The sequence below is a fragment of the Streptomyces lasalocidi genome (assembly GCF_005280215.1).
Lineage (GTDB): Bacteria > Actinomycetota > Actinomycetes > Streptomycetales > Streptomycetaceae > Streptomyces > Streptomyces longwoodensis.
Genome location: NZ_SZNQ01000001.1, coordinates 7,760,619 through 7,778,688, shown reverse-complemented (window position 1 = coordinate 7,778,688; position 18,070 = coordinate 7,760,619). Strand labels below are relative to the sequence as shown.

8 protein-coding genes are annotated in these 18,070 nt (G+C 74.4%); all 8 read left to right on the top strand.

All coding sequences use genetic code 11. The features are described from left to right. Window positions 1–18 precede the first annotated feature (18 nt). The 8 genes from E4U91_RS34780 to E4U91_RS34745 all read left to right on the top strand — a co-directional run bounded on the left by E4U91_RS34780 (window position 19) and on the right by E4U91_RS34745 (window position 17,918). The gene (locus E4U91_RS34780) at window positions 19–1,452 is read left to right on the top strand and encodes a helix-turn-helix domain-containing protein (protein ID WP_137310482.1); all 1,434 of its coding nucleotides are present in this window, start codon (window positions 19–21) and stop codon (window positions 1,450–1,452) included. A 52-nt stretch (window positions 1,453–1,504) separates the two neighbouring features. Then, window positions 1,505–2,548: a beta-ketoacyl-ACP synthase III gene (locus E4U91_RS34775; protein WP_338326702.1), complete on the top strand. Its 1,044-nt coding sequence runs from the start codon at window positions 1,505–1,507 to the stop codon at window positions 2,546–2,548. A 226-nt stretch (window positions 2,549–2,774) separates the two neighbouring features. Beyond that, window positions 2,775–3,038: an acyl carrier protein gene (locus tag E4U91_RS34770; protein WP_137310481.1), complete on the top strand. Its 264-nt coding sequence runs from the start codon at window positions 2,775–2,777 to the stop codon at window positions 3,036–3,038. A 36-nt stretch (window positions 3,039–3,074) separates the two neighbouring features. Continuing rightward, window positions 3,075–9,497: a non-ribosomal peptide synthetase gene (locus tag E4U91_RS34765; RefSeq protein ID WP_137310480.1), complete on the top strand. Its 6,423-nt coding sequence runs from the start codon at window positions 3,075–3,077 to the stop codon at window positions 9,495–9,497. A 116-nt stretch (window positions 9,498–9,613) separates the two neighbouring features. Next, entirely contained in the window at window positions 9,614–10,411 is a 798-nt protein-coding gene (locus E4U91_RS34760; protein ID WP_137310479.1) for a thioesterase II family protein, read from the top strand. 69 nt (window positions 10,412–10,480) lie between these two features. Continuing rightward, the gene (locus E4U91_RS34755) at window positions 10,481–11,533 is read left to right on the top strand and encodes a TauD/TfdA family dioxygenase (protein WP_137310478.1); all 1,053 of its coding nucleotides are present in this window, start codon (window positions 10,481–10,483) and stop codon (window positions 11,531–11,533) included. Continuing rightward, window positions 11,467–13,374 (top strand): non-ribosomal peptide synthetase, encoded by a 1,908-nt coding sequence (locus tag E4U91_RS34750; RefSeq protein ID WP_241678793.1) that lies wholly within the window; start codon window positions 11,467–11,469, stop codon window positions 13,372–13,374. The genes E4U91_RS34755 and E4U91_RS34750 overlap by 67 nt, the downstream gene beginning before the upstream one ends. Beyond that, window positions 13,371–17,918, top strand: coding sequence for a condensation domain-containing protein (locus E4U91_RS34745; RefSeq protein ID WP_137310477.1), 4,548 nt, complete (start codon window positions 13,371–13,373; stop codon window positions 17,916–17,918). Before E4U91_RS34750 ends, E4U91_RS34745 begins: the two co-directional genes overlap by 4 nt. The last annotated feature ends 152 nt before the right edge of the window (window positions 17,919–18,070 follow it).

Genomic DNA, 18,070 nt, shown 5'->3' with positions numbered 1-18,070 from the left:
GGGGACAGGGACCGAGACATGACCACGAGCGCCGCACCCGGAACCGCCGACGTTCCGCCGCAGTTCGGAAGCCTCATGCGCCGCCACCGCCTGCGGATCGGTCTGACCCAGCGCGAGCTGGCCGACCTGTCGACGATCAGCGTCCGGGCGATCCGGGACCTGGAGCAGGGGCGCGCCACCCGGCCGCGCACCGACACCGTACGGCTGATAGCCGACGGTCTGCGGCTGGGGCCCAGGGCCCGGGCGGACCTGGAGTCGGCGGCGCACCAGGGCCGCCGCTCGGCCGCTTTGCACGAGCGGTTCGTGACCGCGCCGCCCGCTCCCCCGGTCGCGACGCACCCGCTGTTCGGACGGGACGCCGAGGCGCGGGTGCTCACCGACGAACTGGCCTCCGGTACCGAACGCCTCGTCACGATGGTCGGGTTGAGCGGTGTGGGCAAGACGCGGCTGGCCCTGGAGGTCGCGGCCCGGCTGCACCGGGAGGCGCAGCTGCCCGTGCTCTGGCACGCCGTGCCCGGAACCGGCGGCGAGTACCGGTCCGACCCGGACGGGGAGGAGTTCGCCGGGGCCGTGCGCGCGCTCGTGGAGCACCTGCCGGCCACCGGGGACACCGATCCCGCGCCCTTCCTGGAGCTGGTCGGCGACCACCCGACGGTGCTGGTGATCGACGGCGCGCCCGACCGGCCCCACGCGGACCGGCTGACCCGCCTGCTGCGGGAATGCCCGCAGCTGCGGGTGCTGATCACCTCGGACCACCCGTCGGACGTCCCGGGCGAGCGGGTGTTCCTGCTGGCCCCGCTCAGCACGCCGGACGACGTCGGCGAGAGCGCGTCGGCCGGCGCCGAGGAACTGACGGGGATGACCGCCGTGCAACTCTTCCTGTCCCAAGTGCGCCGGGTGCAGCCGGAATTCGTCCTGGACGGGCGTACCGCGGGCGCGGTCGCCGACATCTGCCGCCGCCTCGACGGGCTGCCGCTGGCGCTGCGCGCGGCCGCCGACTGGCTGGTCGTCTACGACATGGAGACCCTGCGCGAGTGCCTGGCGAGCGATCCCGGCGCCCTGCTCGACCACCTCACGGACGCCCGGGAGGGCGCCCGGCTGCGCGCCTGCCTGGAACGGGGCCTGCGCGGGCTGGACCCCGGCCGGCACGACCTGCTGGACGCGGTGTGCGCCGGGGACGGCGAGTTCGGCCTCGAGGACGTGATGGCGCTCACCGGGCGCACGCTGCCCGAGTGCGGCCGGCTGGTGCGCGACCTGCTGCTGCGGGGCGTCGTGCGGCCCAGTCACCGGCCGGGCCGGTCCCGCTTCCAGGTCCTCCAGCTGGTGCGGGCGGTGTGGCGGGACGGGGTGGCGCGGCCCGCCGCCACAGCTGCTGCCGGAGTGCCGGAAGAACTGCCGCTGGGGGCGGCGGCGCCGGTATTCGATGGGCTTCCTCGGTCTTCGGCCCACTGACGGCAACGCGTCGGGCCCGGCCGCAAGAACGCCTCAGGCCCAAGGAGGACCCTTGTCCCAAGACATGCGCTCCGGCACGGGCGGCGTCACGGCCGTCATCGCCGGCATCGGAGCCGTCACGGCCGACCGCCTGGTCAAGAACGACGAACTGGCCCGGCGCCTGGACGTCACCCCCGACTGGATCCGCGTCCGCACCGGGATCGAGCAGCGGTACGTGCTGGCGCCCGGCGAAGCCACCTCCGACCTGGCCGTCCGGGCCGGGCGGCGGGCACTGGCCGCGTACGGCGACCCGGCCGTCGACTTCGTCATCCTGTCGACCTGCACCCCCGACCACACGTTCCCCTCCACCGCCCCGTCGGTGGCGACCCGGCTGGGCCTCGGCACCGTCACCGCCTTCGACCTCAACGCGGCGTGCTCGGGCTTCGTCTACGGTCTGTCGGCGGGCACCGGGCTCATCGCCTCGGGCGCCTTCCGCACCGGCCTGGTCATCGGCGCCGACGCCATCTCCACCATCGTCGACCACGACGACCCGGTCACGGCCCCGATCTTCGGCGACGGCGCCGGCGCGGTCGTGCTGCGCGCCGGGTCACCGGACGAACCCGGCGGGCTGCTCGCGCAGACCACCGGCAGCGACGGGTCGCTCCTCGACACCCTGATCACCCCGTCCGGCGGCTCGCGCCAGCGGGCCGCGGGGGTGGCGCCGGACCCGGTCGCGAGCTACCTGCACATGGAGGGCCGGCTCGTCTTCCGGCACGCGGTGCAGCGGATGGCGCAGGCCGCCCGGGACGTCGTCGCTCGCACCGGCTGGACCGTGGACGACGTGGACCTGCTGGTGGCGCACCAGGCCAACGAGCGGATTCTCACCGCGACCGCGAACGAGGTGGGCCTGCCGCCCGAGAAGGCGTTCAGCAACGTCGACCGGGTCGCCAACACCTCGGCCGCGTCCATTCCCCTCGCACTCGTCGACGCACTGCAGTCCGGTGCGCTGCGGCCCGGCGCCAAGGTGGTCCTGGCCGGCTTCGGCGGCGGGGCGACCTGGGGCGCGACGACCCTGGTCTGGCCCGACATCGCGGTGGGCACGGAGACCGCTGCCTGAACCGGCGCCCACACCCAAGCCCGCCCGGTGTCCGCCCGTACGGCTGTCGGACACCCCTGCCCGCCGACCGGGCCCTTCTGACCCCGCTCCTCCCTTCTGACCTCGTCCCTCCCGGCCGCCGCACGCACCGCACCCGCAGCGCGCCGACGCCCCTCCCGCTCGACCCCGTCCACGCACCCCTCCCCCGCCGGGCGACCCGCCCGGCGACCGATGACAGGAGAACCCCATGACCACCGCCGAAGCCCCCGCCCCCGGCACCTCCGCCGTCCTCGAGCAGATCAGCGCGACGATCCGGGACGCGGTCGCCGAGACCGACGCCCCCATCACCCTGGACGCCGCCCTCGGCGCCGACCTCGGCATCGACTCGATGTCCGTCGTGGAGATCCTCGTCCAGATCGAGAAGCGCTTCGGCTTCCAGCTCCAGGACGCCGAGGTCACCGGCATCACCACGGTGCGGGACATCCTCGACGCCGTCCTGCGGCGGCAGTGACCCGGGCCCATCCACCGAAGCACAGGGAGAACTCCTATGTCCGCTCCGGCAGCCGGAGTACGACGGCCGCTCAGTCCCGCCCAGGCGGGCGTGTGGTACGCCCAGCGCCTCGATCCGGCCAACCCCGTGTTCCACATGGGCGGTTACCTGGACATCCTGGGTCCCGCCGACCCGGACCTGCTCCGGGCGACGGTCGCGGCCCTGGTCGCGGAGGACGAGACCACCCGGCTGCGGTTCACCGAGGCCGACGGCGTTCCGCAGCAGTACTTCGCCGCCGAGGCGGACTTCACCCCGCACCTGTACGACGTCAGCGGTGACCCCGATCCCGCGGCGGCGGCGATGCGCGCCATGCGGGCCGACCTCGAATCCCCGCCGGACCTCGAACACGGCCCGCTCTTCACCCACTTGCTCTTCCGCCTCGGCGACGAGCACTTCATCTGGTACCACCGCGTGCACCACCTGGTGCACGACGGGTACAGCGCCTCGATCCAGCGCCGGCGGGCCGCCGAGATCTACACGGCCCTGGTCACCGGCGGCGATCCGGGCACGCCGTACGGGTCGTACGCCGTGCTGCTCGACGAACAGGCGGCGTACGCGGGTTCGGCGGCCCAGCGGCGCGACCGCGCCTACTGGGCCCGCCTCATGGAGGGCGCCGAACCGCCCGTCGGACCGGCGGGGTCCGCGACCCCGGCGGACGCCGCAGCGCACGGTTCGACGCCGGACGGGACCGCCCCGCGGGGCCCGGCCGCCGGGATCGTGCGTGACGTCTCGGAGGTGGACCGCAGTCTGCGGGACGCCCTCGACGGCTTCGCGGAACGGTCCCGAGTGACCTGGCAACAGGCCCTACTGGCGGTGGCGGTGCTGCACCGCGGCCTCTGGGCGGGCGGCTCCGACGTGCTGCTGGGGCTCCCGGTACCGGGCCGGGTCACGCCGGGGTCGCACCGCACCCCGGGCATGGCGGCCAACACCGTGCCACTGCGCTGCGGGATCGACCCACGGGAGTCGTGCGAGGACCTGGCCGCCCGCGTGGCGGCCCAGAGCCTGCGCGCGCAGTGGCACCAGCGGTACGCCGACACCGACCTGCTGCGTGACCTCGGCTGGCCGGTGCGGGGCCGCAGCCGGTTCGGCCCGGTGGTCAACATCGTGCCGTTGGACGAACGGACCACGTTCGCCGGCCTGCCCGCGGTGAGCCACCTGCTGTCCACCGGGGGCACGGCGGACGACCTGACGCTGTCCGTGACCATCGGCGACGGCGGAGGACTGCGCTTCGACGTCACGCTGGACGCCGCACAGGCCGGGTCCGTGGACCTGGCCGCCTACAGCAGGTCGTTCGCGCAGCTGCTCTCCTCCGTGGTGACGGGACCTGCGGGACGGACGGTGGCGGAGCTGGACGTGTGCGATCCGCAGGATCGGGCGCGGGTGGTGGAGCGGTGGAACGACACCGCGGCCCCTCCCGAACACCGTTCTGTACCTACCGTGTTCACCGCCCAGGTGGCCCGCACGCCCGACGCCACCGCGGTCATCGACGGCGACGAACACCTCACCTACCAAGACCTCGACACCCGCGCCAACCAACTCGCCCACCACCTGACGGCCACCGGCACCCGCCGCGGCGACATCGTCGGCGTCCTCCTCGAACGCGGCACCCACCTCGCCACCGCCCTCCTCGCCACCCTCAAAGCCGGCGCCGCCTACGCCGTCCTCGACCCCGACTTCCCCGACGAACGCCTCACCACCACCACGAGCGACGCCGCCATCACCACCGTCATCACCACCACCCAGCACCGGGACCGGCTCCGTGAGCACATCACCGCTCACACCCTCGACACCCTCAACCTCGCTCACCAGCGCGCCACTTCACCGGCCGTCACCACTACCGGTCTAGACGCCGCCTGCCTCATGTTCACCAGCGGCTCCACCGGCCGACCCAAAGCCATCCTCACCCCCCACCACGCCATCACCGGCACCCTCCACCACCAGACCTACACCCCCCTAGGACCCACCCACACCACCCTGCAGTGCTCCCCCACCAGCTGGGACGCCTTCAGCCTCGAATTCTGGGGAGCCCTCCTCCACGGCGCCACCACCGTCCTGCACCCCGGACAACGCCCCGAACCCGACACCATCCACCACCTCACCCACACCCACCCCATCACCACCCTCCAGACCAGCTCCACCCTCTTCAACTACCTCGTCGACCACCACCCCACCACCTTCCAGCACCTCCACACCGCATTCACCGGCGGCGAGCCCGCCTCCAGCACCCACATCGCGCGCATCCAGGAGCGCTGTCCCGCGCTGCGGGTCGTGAACGGCTACGGTCCGGCGGAGTCGATGGGCTTCACCACCACGTACGAGATCCCGCGCGGCGGGACGACCGGTTCCAGCGTGCCCATCGGGCGGCCGATCGTGAACAAGCAGGCCTACGTCCTGGACACCGCCCTGCGCCCCGTACCCCCCGGCGTCACCGGCGAGCTCTACCTCACCGGCACCGGCCTCGCCCACGGCTACCACAACCAACCCACCCTCACCGCAACCCGCTTCGTCCCCAACCCCTACGGACCACCCGGCACCCGCCTCTACCGCACCGGCGACCTCGCCCACTGGACCACCCACGGACACCTGAACTACGACGGCCGCACCGACACCCAGATCAAGATCCGCGGCTTCCGCATCGAACCCACCGACATCGAACACACCCTCCTGAAACACCCCCACATCACCCAAGCCGCCCTCACCCCCACCACCAACCCCACCGGCGAACCCTGCCTCGCCGCCTACCTCACCACCCCACCCGGAACCGACCTCGACGCCTCCGACGTCAAGCGGTGGCTGCGCGAGCGGATGCCCGACCACATGGTCCCGGCCGCGGTCACGGTCCTGGACCAGTTGCCGTTCACGCCGAACGGCAAGCTCGACCACCGGGCGCTCCCCGCACCGGCGTTCGCGGTGAAGGAGCAGGGCCGTCCGCCACGGACGCCCGAGGAGGTCGCTCTGTGCGAGCTGTTCGGGGAGGTGCTCAACAGCGGCCGGCCCGTCACCCTCGACGACGACTTCTTCGACCTCGGCGGCCACTCCCTCCTCGCCGCCCGCCTCACCCACCGCGCCAACCACACCCTCGGCACCCACCTCACCATCCGCGACGTCTTCCAGGCACCCACCGTCGCCGACCTCACCACCCGCATCACCGGTCAGGAGACCGGGGGGCGGACCGGACCCACCTTCGTCGGCGGGTCCGGCCGGCCCGCGCGGGTCCCGCTGTCGGAGGCACAGCGACGGCTGTGGCTCCAGGCGTCGGTGGACGGTCCGGGGACCGCGTACAACGTGCCGCTGTTCGTGCGGCTGGACGGTGCAGTAAACCAGGAGGCGCTGCGTGCCGCCGTCCGGGACGTGGTGCGGCGCCACGAGGTGCTGCGTACGGTGATCGCCCAGGAGGAGGGGGACGCGGAGCCCTGGCAGCGGGTCCTGGACGCCGACGGACCGGACGCGCTCGCGTTCGAGGTGGCGGTCTCCTCCGAGGAGCGGATCGAGGAGGACCTGCGGGCCGCCGCGGCCCACGTCTTCGAGCTGACCCGCCGGCCGCCAATGCGGGTGACGCTGTTCGAACTGGCCGCCGGGGAGCGGTACGTGCTGTCGCTGGTCCTGCACCACATCGCGACCGACGGTCAGTCCGTACGGCCCCTCTTCGACGACCTCACCGAGGCCTACCGGGCCCGCCGTGCGGGCGAGGCCCCGGCGTGGCGTCCGCTGCCCGCGCAGTACGCGGACTGGGCGCACTGGCAGCGGCACACCCTGGCGGAGTCGGGCGTGCTGGAGGACGACCTGGCGTACTGGAAGGAGGCCCTGGCCGACCTGCCGGAGGAGTTGGGGCTCCAGCTGGACCGGCCACGACCGGCCCGGGCGGGTCACCTCGGTGGTGCGGTGCCGGTGGAGTTCGGGCGTGACCTCATGGACGGCGTGCGGGAGTTGGCGCGCCGGGAGCGCTGCACGCCCTTCATGGTGCTGCACGCGGCGCTGGTCGCGACGCTCACCCGGATGGGTGCGGGCACGGACCTGCCCATCGGCTCACCGGTGGCCGGCCGCTCGGCGGAGGAACTGCGCGGCCTGGTCGGCTTCTTCGTGAACACGCTCGTCCTGCGCGTCGACGCGTCGGGCGACCCGTCGTTCCGGGAGCTGCTCGGCCGGGTGCGCGGAGCCGACCTGGACGCCTTCGCCCACCAGGACGCGCCGTTCGACCGGGTCCTGGAGGCGGTCAACCCGGTGCGGTCGCTCTCGCGGCACCCGCTGTTCCAGGTGTGCCTGGCGCTGGAGGACGGCACGGACTGCGCCGTCGAACTGCCGGGCACCGCACGGACGTACGCGCGGGTGGTGGACACCCCGACAGCCAAGTACGACTGGGAGTTCCTGCTGCGGGACGACCCGGTGGCCGGTCTGGCGGGTGCGGTCCTGTTCAGCGCGGAGATCTTCGAGCCGGCGACGGCACAGCGGATGGTCCGGGCGTTCCGGACGGTCCTGGAGCGCGTACTCGCCGAGCCGGACGGGGCGTTGAGCGCGGTGGACGTGCTCGACGCGGAGGAGCGGGTGCGGGTGGTGGAGCGGTGGAACGACACCGCGGCCCCTCCCGAACACCGTTCCGTGCCCGCCGTGTTCGCCGCCCAGGTGGCCCGCACGCCCGACGCCACCGCGGTCATCGACGGCGACGAACACCTCACCTACCAAGACCTCGACACCCGCGCCAACCAACTCGCCCACCACCTGACGGCCACCGGCACCCGCCGCGGCGACATCGTCGGCGTCCTCCTCGAACGCGGCACCCACCTCGCCACCGCCCTCCTCGCCACCCTCAAAGCCGGCGCCGCCTACGCCGTCCTCGACCCCGACTTCCCCGACGAACGCCTCACCACGACCACAACCGACGCCGCCATCACCACCGTCATCACCACCACCCAGCACCGGGACCGGCTCCGTGAGCACATCACCGCTCACACCCTCGACACCCTCAACCTCACCCACCAGCGCGCCACTTCACCGGCCGTCACCACCACCGGTCTAGACGCCGCCTGCCTCATGTTCACCAGCGGCTCCACCGGCCGGCCCAAAGCCATCCTCACCCCCCACCACGCCATCACCGGCACCCTCCACCAGCAGACCTACACCCCCCTCGGACCCACCCACACCACCCTCCAATGCTCCCCCACCAGCTGGGATGCCTTCAGCCTCGAATTCTGGGGAGCCCTCCTCCACGGCGCCACCACCGTCCTGCACCCCGGACAACGCCCCGAACCCGACACCATCCACCACCTCACCCACACCCACCCCATCACCACCCTCCAGACCAGCTCCACCCTCTTCAACTACCTCGTCGACCACCACCCCACCACCTTCCAGCACCTCCACACCGCATTCACCGGCGGGGAACCGGCGTCGCCCTCGCACGTGGCGCGCATCATGCGGCGCTATCCGGACCTGCGGGTGGTCAACGGGTACGGTCCCGCCGAGTCCATGGGCTTCACGACGGTGCACCCGGTGACGAGCCCGGAGGAGGCCGCGGGCAGTGCCCTGCCGATCGGGCGGCCGATCGTGAACAAGCAGGCCTACGTCCTGGACACCGCCCTGCGCCCCGTACCCCCCGGCGTCACCGGCGAGCTCTACCTCACCGGCACCGGCCTCGCCCACGGCTACCACAACCAACCCACCCTCACCGCAACCCGCTTCGTCCCCAACCCCTACGGACCACCCGGCACCCGCCTCTACCGCACCGGCGACCTCGCCCACTGGACCACCCACGGACACCTGAACTACGACGGCCGCACCGACACCCAGATCAAGATCCGCGGCTTCCGCATCGAACCCACCGACATCGAACACACCCTCCTGAAACACCCCCACATCACCCAAGCCGCCCTCACCCCTACCACCAACCCCACCGGCGAACCCTGCCTCGCCGCCTACCTCACCACCCCACCCGGCACCGAGCTGGACACACGGGAGGTGCGGTCGTGGCTGCGGGACCGGCTGCCGCACTACATGGTCCCGGCCGCCTTCACGGTGCTGGAGCGGCTGCCGTTCACGCCGAACGGCAAGCTCGACGTGCGGGCGCTGCCGGCACCGCGGTTCGCGGTCGGTGAGCAGGGCCGGGCGCCGCGCACCGACCATGAGCGGCTGTTGTGCGAGCTGTTCGGGGAGGTGCTCAACACCGGCCGGCCCGTCACCCTCGACGACGACTTCTTCGACCTCGGCGGCCACTCCCTCCTCGCCGCCCGCCTCACCCACCGCGCCAACCACACCCTCGGCACCCACCTCACCATCCGCGACGTCTTTCAGGCACCCACCGTCGCCGACCTCACCACCCGCATCGACGCGATGCGGGCCGGTCCGGACGGCGGACCGGGCGGCCGGCGTGCCCGGCCGACCTTGCGCCGGCGGACGTCGGCGGGCGCGCTGCTCCCGCAGTCCTGACACCCCGCCCGTCCCGCTCGTCCCTGCTTGCGCTTCCCTCCCCCGCTCATCCCTGCGTACCCCCCGTCCGTCCCCGTGTTCCACCGTGTCCATCCCCTGTGTGAACGGAGTCCGAGATGAGTCATGCCCTGCCCGCGCCGTGCCCGGACGAGGACGTCGTCTGGCGCCTGCCCGAGACGGGCTCCGGGCACCGGCTGTCCCTGCTGGTCCTGCCCCACGCCGGCGGCAACGCCCACGCCTACGCCCCGTGGCGGGACGCCCTGTCGGCCGAGGTGCGGCTGCTGATCGGCCAGTACCCGGGACGCGGCGCGCGGTTCGCCGAGCCGCTGCCCACCACCATGGCGGACCTCGCCGGGCCCGTCGTGCACGCCCTGCCGGCGGACGCCGACGACCTGGTGATCCTCGGGCACAGCATGGGGTCGCTGGTGGCGTTCGAGGTGGCCCGGGCGCTGACGGCGGCCGGCCGGCCGCCGCGGGCCCTCGTCGTGTCCGCCTGCCGGGCGCCGTTCCTGCCCAACCCGGCGAAGGTGTACCCGGACCGACTCACCGACGACGAACTGGTCGCCGCGATCAAGGAGCGCGGCGGCACCGAGGACGGCGTCCTGGACGAGCCCGAGCTGCGGGAGATCGTCCTGCCGTCCCTGCGGGCGGACTTCGCCCTGGACGACGACTACCGCCACGAGGGACCCGCCCGGTCCCTGTCCTGCCCGGTGACGGTGATCGGCGGCCGGGAGGACCCGATCGTGCCGGTGTCCGCGCTCGGCCGCTGGTCCGAGGTGACCGACGGGCCCTGCTCGACCGCGACGCTGCCCGGCGGCCACTTCTACTTCCAGCAGCAGGGCGAGCGCTTCTTCGCGCTCCTGGAGGACGTCCTCGACCGGGCGTCCGCCGCCGACCGGGGCGCACTGGTCTGACACCGCGCCGTCCCCCACCCGCCCCGTACACCACACCCGCGTCACCGCTCCGACACCTGAGGAGATGTCATGCCCACCGCCCCCACCGGCTCCGTAGTGGACCTCGACCTGGTTCGCACCCCCGGCGCGCCCGTCGTCCTGCGTGCGCCCGAGCTGTCCGACCTGGACGGCGCCCTCGACTGGCTGCGCGCCCACCGGACGGCCGTCAAGGAGGAACTGCTGCGCTCCGGAGCCCTGTTGGTGCGCGGCCTGCCGGTCCGGTCGGCCGCCGACTTCGCCGCGGCCCGCGACGTGCTGATCGAGCAGCGGGCCGGTTACAAGGAGAAGGCCACCCCCCGGACCGACTTCGGCGAGGGGGTCTTCTCCTCGACCGACCTCCCTGCCGTGCAGCCGATCCGGCTGCACAACGAGAACAGCTACACGCTCGACTTCCCCGGCACCCTCCTGTTCTGCTGCCTCACCGCGCCCGAGGAGGGCGGCGCCACGACCGTGGGCGACATGCGGGAGGCGCTGCGGCAGCTGCCGCCGGAGCTCAGGGAGCGCTTCGAGGCGGCCGGCTGGCTGCTGGTGCGCAACTTCTCCGAGCTGGCCGGACTGCCCTGGCACAAGAGCTTCGCGACCGACGACGAGGCGGAGGTCGAGGAGTACTGCCGCCAGAACACGATCGGGCACGAGTGGCTGGAGGACGGCGCGCTGCGCACCCGTCAGGTCCGCTCGGCGGTCGTCACGCACCCGGTGACGGGCGAGCGCGTCTGGTTCAACCACTTCGCCTTCTGGAACCAGTGGACGCTCGACGAGGACATCCGCGAGGTGCTCACCGAGACGTACGGCCCGGACGGCCTGCCGTTCGCCACCTACCTGGGGGACGGCTCGCCGCTGACCCGTGAGGAGGTGGACGCGGTGAACGCGGTGTACGACCGCGTCACGGTCCGCGAGACCTGGCAGCCGGGCGATCTGATGCTGGTGGACAACATCCTGTGCGCGCACGGCCGGGAGGCCTTCCGGGGCGACCGCAAGATCCTCGTCGCGATGGGCGACCCGGTGTCGCTGGACGCGTGCCGCCCGACGGTGTCCCCGGCGACGGGCACGCCGGCCGGTTCCCGCACGACGAGCGGGCGGTGACGGCGATGACGGTCATGACCGCCGTGCGGCCCCGGCAGGCCCTCGCCGACGACGACCTGATCGCGCGCCTGGCGCGCGTCCCCGCGGACCGGATCGCCGTCGTGGCGGCCGACCGCACCCTCACCTTCGGCGCGCTGCGTGCCGAGGCCGGCCGGATCGCCCGCCGCCTGGCGGCGCGGGGCGTCGGCCGGGAGAGCGTGGTGGCGCTGGGCCTGCCGCGCGGCGCGGACCTGGTGAGCGCGCTGATCGGCACGCTCACCGCGGGCGCGGCCTACCTGCCGGTCGACCCCCGGCTCCCGGCCGAGCGCCGCCGGCAACTCGTGGCGGACGCGGCCGCCGACCTGGTCGTCGGCGGGTCCGGCGAGGGGGCGGCCGCGCAGGTGTCGTTCGCCGAACTGGCCGCGGCGGACGGCCTCGACGAGGACCCCACGGGTCCAGGTCCGGTGCCGGTGCCCGGTGACACGCTCGCGTACGTCATCTTCACCTCCGGCTCGACCGGCCGTCCCAAGGGCGTGGAGATCACCCGGGCCGCCGCGGCGGCCCTGCTCACGGAGCTGGAGTCGCCGGCCACGGGCGTCGTGCGGCCCGGTCCGGGGCGGGTGGGCTGGAACGCCTCGCCGTCCTTCGACGCCTCGGTGCAGCAGTGGGTGCGGCTGTGCCGCGGCGACACCCTGGTGATGATCGACGAGGAGACCCGCGCCGATCCCGACCTGCTCGTGCGCTGCGTCGGGGAGCAGCGGCTGACGGACCTCGACATCACCCCCTCGCACGCGGACCCGGTGATCGACCGGCTGGCGGCGTCCACCGCACAGGCCGCAGAAGGCGAGGGCGGGCCGCTGACGCTGCTCATCGGCGGCGAGGCGATCAGTCCCGCCCTGTGGCGCCGCATCGCCGGGCACGCCGACGCGGGCCGGCTGCGCGCCGTGAACCTGTACGGCCCGACGGAGTGCACGGTCGACGCCACGGCCGGCTGGATCGGCACGGACGCGGCGCCGCACATCGGCCGCCCGCTGCCCGGACTGCGCGCCCGCCTGCTGGACGAGCGGCTGCGGCCGGTCCCCGACGGCACCCCCGGCGAGCTGTACCTGGCGGGTCCGCGGGTGGGCCGCGGCTACCGGAACCGCCCCGGGCTGACCGCCGAGCGCTTCATCGCGGACCCGGCGGGCGGGGCCGGGGAGCGGATGTACCGCACGGGCGACCGGTGCGTGCGGCGGCCCGACGGGCGGCTGGAGTACCTGGGCCGCGGTGACGGGCAGGTCAAGCTGCGCGGCCACCGGATCGAGCTCGACGAGATCCGCGCCCAGCTCGCCGCCCACCCGGCGGTGGCGGAGGCCGTGGTGGTCCTCGTGGACGACCTGCACGGCGCCCCGGGCCTGGTGGCGTACTACCGGGCCGGCGCACCGCTCACCGCCGACGCGCTGCGCGAGCACCTGGCCGCGCGCCTGCCCGCGTACATGGTGCCGTCCGCGCTGGTCGCCCTGGACCGCTTCCCGACCACCCCCAACGGCAAGCTGGACCGGGCCGCCCTGCCGCTGCCGGAGCCGCCCGAGGAGACCCGCGAGTCCGCCGCCGACCTGCCCGCCGGGCAGGCCGAGGAGCTGATCGCGCGGGTGTGGTCGTCCGTGCTGGGCGTGCGCACGCTCACCGCCGACAGCAACTTCTTCAAGCTGGGCGGCCATTCGCTCCTCGCGATCAAACTGGTGTCCCGCGTGAAAGCCGAACTCGGCGTGAGCCTGCCCGTGAAGACGGTCTACGCCCACCCCCGGCTGCGGGACCTGGCCGCGCGGATCGAGGGCGCGCTGGCCGAGGGCGCGGCCGAAGGAGCGGGGGTGCGCACATGATCCCACTGTCGTACGCGCAGCGGCGGCTGTGGTTCCTGAACCGCCTCCAGGGACCGTCGGCGGCGTACAACGCGCCGGTGGTGCTCCGCCTGGACGGCGTGCCGGACCCGGTGGTCCTGGAGGCGGCCGTCCGGGACGTGGTGGCGCGCCACGAGACCCTGCGCACCACCCTGCCGGCCGGCCCGGACGGCGAGCCGTACCAGCGGATCGCGCCCGCCGGCGACCCTGTCGACGTCGCCGTGGTGGACTGCGGCGGCGACGGTGTGGACGCGGCGGTGCGGGCCTTCGTGCACGAGCCGTTCGACATCTCCCGCGACCTCCCGCTGCGGGTACGGCTGTTCACCGATCCGGATGCCCACGGGTCGACGCTGGTGCTGCTGGTGCACCACGTCGCCACCGACGGCTGGTCCGTGCGCCCGCTCCTGCGCGACCTGACGGAGGCCTGCGCCGCCCGTACGGCGGGACGCGCACCCGGCTGGGAGCCCCTGCCGGTCCAGTACGCCGACTACTCGCTGTGGCAGCACGACATGCTCGGCGACCCCCAGGACCCGACGAGCGTGGCCGCCGAACAACTCGTGCACTGGAAGGACGCGTTGGCGGGGGCGCCCGCGGTGCTGGACCTGCCGTGCGACCGTCCGCGCCCGGCCGAGCCCAGCGGGCGGGGCGCGACGGTCACCGCACGGCTGGACCGGGACACGCACCGGCGGCTCGCCGCCGTGGCCCGCGGCCGGGGCGCGAGCCCGTTCATGGCGGTGCAGGCGGCGCTGGCGGTCGCGCTCGGCGCGGCGGCCGGCACCGAGGACGTCGCCGTCGGCACCGCCGTCGCGGGACGGCCCGAGGAGGACCTGGCCGACCTGGTCGGCTTCTTCGTCAACACCCTCGTCCTGCGCACCGACCTGTCCGGCGCCCCCTCCTTCACCGACCTCCTCACCCGGGTCCGCGACACCGACCTCGCCGCCTACGCCCACGACGACCTGCCCTTCGACCTCCTCGTCGAACACCTCAACCCCGAACGCTCCCTCGCCCACCACCCCTTCTTCCAGGTGATGCTCACCCTCCAGACGGCCCCCGAGGAGGGGCCGGAGCCGTCGCTGGGCGGTCTCACAGCGCGCGTCGAACCGGTGGAGCTGCGGACCACCAAGTTCGACCTGACGTTCTTCTGCGCGGAGCTGCCGTCCGCCGAAGGGCAGCAGGGCGGCCTCGACATCTGGCTGCAGTACGCGACGGACCTGTTCGAGGAGTCCACGGCCCGGCTGCTGCTCGACCTGTTCGTGCGCACGCTCACGGCCCTGGCCGACGACCCCTCGGCCCCGGCCGCCGCGCCCCTGGGCCCGCGGGAGCAGCGCGCCCTGCGGGAGCTGCCCGCCCGTACGGGGAGCGCGCCCGCCGGTACGGCGGCACCGGGGACGGACGGCGCGGCCGGGGCGGGGGACCCGGTGGATCCCCGGGTGGAGATCCTGTGCGGGCTCTTCGCCGACCTGCTGGGCCGCGACCGGGTCGGTCCGCACGACAACTTCTTCCGCAGCGGCGGCCATTCGCTGCTGGGCATCCGCCTCACCCACCGCATCCGCACCGTGCTCGGCGTGTCCCTGACGATCCGCGACCTGTTCCTCGCGCCCACCCCGCACGCCCTCGGCCGGCGGCTGTCCGGGCCCGACGGTGCCACGGTCCCGCCGCTGACGCCGTACCGGCCGCGCCCGGCGGTGCTGCCGCTGTCGCACGCCCAGCGCCGCCTGTGGCTCGTCGACCAGCTCCAGGGCTCGGGGCCCGCCTACAACGTGCCGGTGGTGCTCACCCTGCGCCGGCCGCTGGACCCCGATGCGCTGCACGCCGCACTGGGGGACGTGGTGGGCCGCCACGAGATCCTGCGGACCACCTACGCGGCGTCCGGCGGACGCCCGCAACAGACCGTGCACGCGGACCCGGTCGTCGTCCGGCACCGTCATGTGCGCACCACCGCCGAAGAGTTGACGGAGCAGATCCACCTCGACACCCGGCACACCTTCGACCTGGCCGCCGAACCGCCGCTGCTCTCCCGCCTCTACACGGACGAGCACGGCTCCCAGACGCTGGTGCTGGTGCTGCACCACATCGCCGCCGACGGCTGGTCCCTGGACCGGCTCCTCGACGACCTCGACACCGCCTACCGGGCGCGGGCCGAGGGCCACGCCCCGGGGTGGGCGCCGCTGCCGGTGCAGTACGCCGACTACGCCCTCTGGCAGCACGAGATCCTCGGCGACGGCGCCGACCCCGACAGCCTCCTGTCCCGCGAGACCGCCCACTGGAAGCAGGAGCTCGACGGCGCGCCCCAGCTGCTCGACCTGCCCACCGACCGGCCCCGGCCGGCCCGGCCGACGCAGCGCGGAGCCCTCGCCCCGGTGGCCCTCGGGCCGTCGGCGCACGAGGCACTGGTCCGCGTCAGCACGCAGAACGACGCCACGCTGTTCATGACGGTGCACGCCCTGCTGGCGGTCACCCTCACCCGGCTCGGCGCCGGGCACGACCTGCCCATCGGCACCGTGACGGCCGGGCGGAGCGATCCCCAGCTGGACCGATTGGTCGGCTTCTTCGTCAACACCTCGGTGCTGCGCACCCGTACGGACGGTGATCCGACCTTCCGTGACCTCCTCGCCCGGGTCCGCACCACCGACCTCACGGCCTACGCGCACGACACCCTGCCCTTCGACCTGCTGGTCGAGCACCTCAACCCGCACCGCACCACCAGCCACCACCCCCTCACCCAGGTCGTCCTCCAGCTGCACCCCGCCCCGGCGGGCGCCACCGCCGGGCCGAGGCCGCTGGACGGCACCCCCGTTCCCGTGGACACCGGCCGGGCCAAGCTCGACCTGACGCTGGCCCTGCACGACCGGCGCGACGCCGACGGCAGTCCGGCCGGCCTGGACGGCGTACTGGAGTACGCCACCGACCTCTTCGACGCCGGCACCGCCCGCCTGATCGTCGAGCGGTTCGTGAGCATCGCCGAGGAGGTCGCGGCCGATCCCGACCGGCGCGTGGCGGACCTGGGGCTCACCGGCCCCGGGACGGACAGGGGCGACACGAGCACCGGGGGCGGCAGGGCGTACGACCGCCCCGTGCCGTCGCTGACCGACCTGTTCGACGCCCGCGCGGCCGCCGGGCCGGACGAGGTCGCCTTCCCCGCCGGTCATGACGGGGCGCCGGTGACCCGTGGCGAACTGGCCGCCCGCTCCGTCCGGTTGGCCGAACGGCTGCGGCGGCGCGGAGTGCGGCCCGGCGCGCTGGTGGGCCTGCGCATGGCTCCCGGGGAGCCGCTGGCCGTGGCCGTGCTCGCGGTGCTGCGCTGCGGGGCCGGGTACGTCCTCGGCGACGCGGCCGTGGCGCGGGACGCCGGGGCCCGCCCGGTGCTGACCGAGACCGACGTCGTGACGGAGTCCGGGATACCGGTCCTGGAGGATTTCGCCTCGCACGCCGGACGGGCGCGCGGTGACGACGTCGCCTGCGTCCACCACGTCACCGGGCCCGACGGCGCCCCGGCACCCGTGCTCGTCACGCACCGGGCGCTGGCCGCCGCCGTGGGCCGGGGCGGGAGCGGAGCGGCCGACGCACCCGTCACCTCGGCCGCCTTCTCCCTCGCCCTGTGGTCCGCGCTGCTCGGCGGCCCCGCCGGGACGGCGGACGGCGACGAGCGGGCGGACCGGGTGACCCGTACGACGGACGGCGACGGCCCGGTGCGGCTGCTCGACACCCGTCTGCGGCCCGTGCCCGACGGGGTGCCGGGAGAGGTGTACGTACCGGCGTCGGGGAGCGTGTACGGCGTTCCGGGCCGAGCCGGCACCACCGCCGTCACCGTCGTGGCCGATCCGCTGGGCGCGCCCGGTGCGACCTTGCTGCGGACCGGGCGGTGGGCGCGGCGCACCGCCGACGGGACACTGCGGTTCCTCGGCTGTCCCGGTGAGCGGGTCCGGGTCTCCGGGCTGCCCGTGGACACCGACGCGGTGCGGGCGGCCCTGCTCGGTCTACCGGGCGTGGCGGACGCCGTGGTGACCGTCCGTCCGGGCGGGTCCGGCGTGACGGCGTACGTCGTCGGCGTCCGGGCCGCGCAGCCGGGGGCGGGCGTGGACGAGGCCACCGTACGGGCGACCCTGGCGCGCGAGGTGCCGGAGTACGCGGTGCCGTCGGCGGTCGTCACGATGCCCGCGCTGCCGCGCGCACCGGACGGCCGGGTGGACCTCTCGGCGCTGCCCGCCCCCGGGTCCGCCGCGCGGTCCTCGGACGGTGCCGGTGACGATCCGCGGACCGAGGTGCTGCGCGGGCTGTTCTCCGAGGTGCTGGGTGGCCGGCCGGTGGCGGCCGGGGACAACTTCTTCCGCGTCGGCGGCCAGTCCCTGCTCGCGGTACGGCTGGTCAACCGGGTCAGCTCGGTGCTGGGGGTCCGGCTGAGCCTGCGCGACGTGTTCCAGGCCCCGACTCCCGCCCGGCTGGCGGAACACCTCCGCACGGCCGGCGCCACCGAGGCCGCTCCGCCGCCGCTGCGGCGACGCGCCCGCGCCGGTGCCGGCCGGTAGGCGGCGTCACGCACCACGCCGACGGGGAGGCGGACCCATTGCCGGGTCCGCCTCCCCGCGCGTGGGGGCGCCGGGGCGGCACCGGTGGGCCGACTGCCGCCCCTGTACCTGCCGCTGCTCCTGCCGTTCCGGGTCCGCCGCCGTACCTAGCC

Bases quoted from the DNA above. Each gene is read 5' to 3' on its own strand.
- E4U91_RS34780 (WP_137310482.1), top strand. From the start codon at position 19: ATGACCACGAGCGCCGCACCCGGAACCGCCGACGTTCCGCCGCAGTTC.
- E4U91_RS34770 (WP_137310481.1), top strand. From the start codon at position 2,775: ATGACCACCGCCGAAGCCCCCGCCCCCGGCACCTCCGCCGTCCTCGAG.
- E4U91_RS34765 (WP_137310480.1), top strand. From the start codon at position 3,075: ATGTCCGCTCCGGCAGCCGGAGTACGACGGCCGCTCAGTCCCGCCCAG.
- E4U91_RS34760 (WP_137310479.1), top strand. From the start codon at position 9,614: ATGAGTCATGCCCTGCCCGCGCCGTGCCCGGACGAGGACGTCGTCTGG.
- E4U91_RS34755 (WP_137310478.1), top strand. From the start codon at position 10,481: ATGCCCACCGCCCCCACCGGCTCCGTAGTGGACCTCGACCTGGTTCGC.
- E4U91_RS34745 (WP_137310477.1), top strand. From the start codon at position 13,371: ATGATCCCACTGTCGTACGCGCAGCGGCGGCTGTGGTTCCTGAACCGC.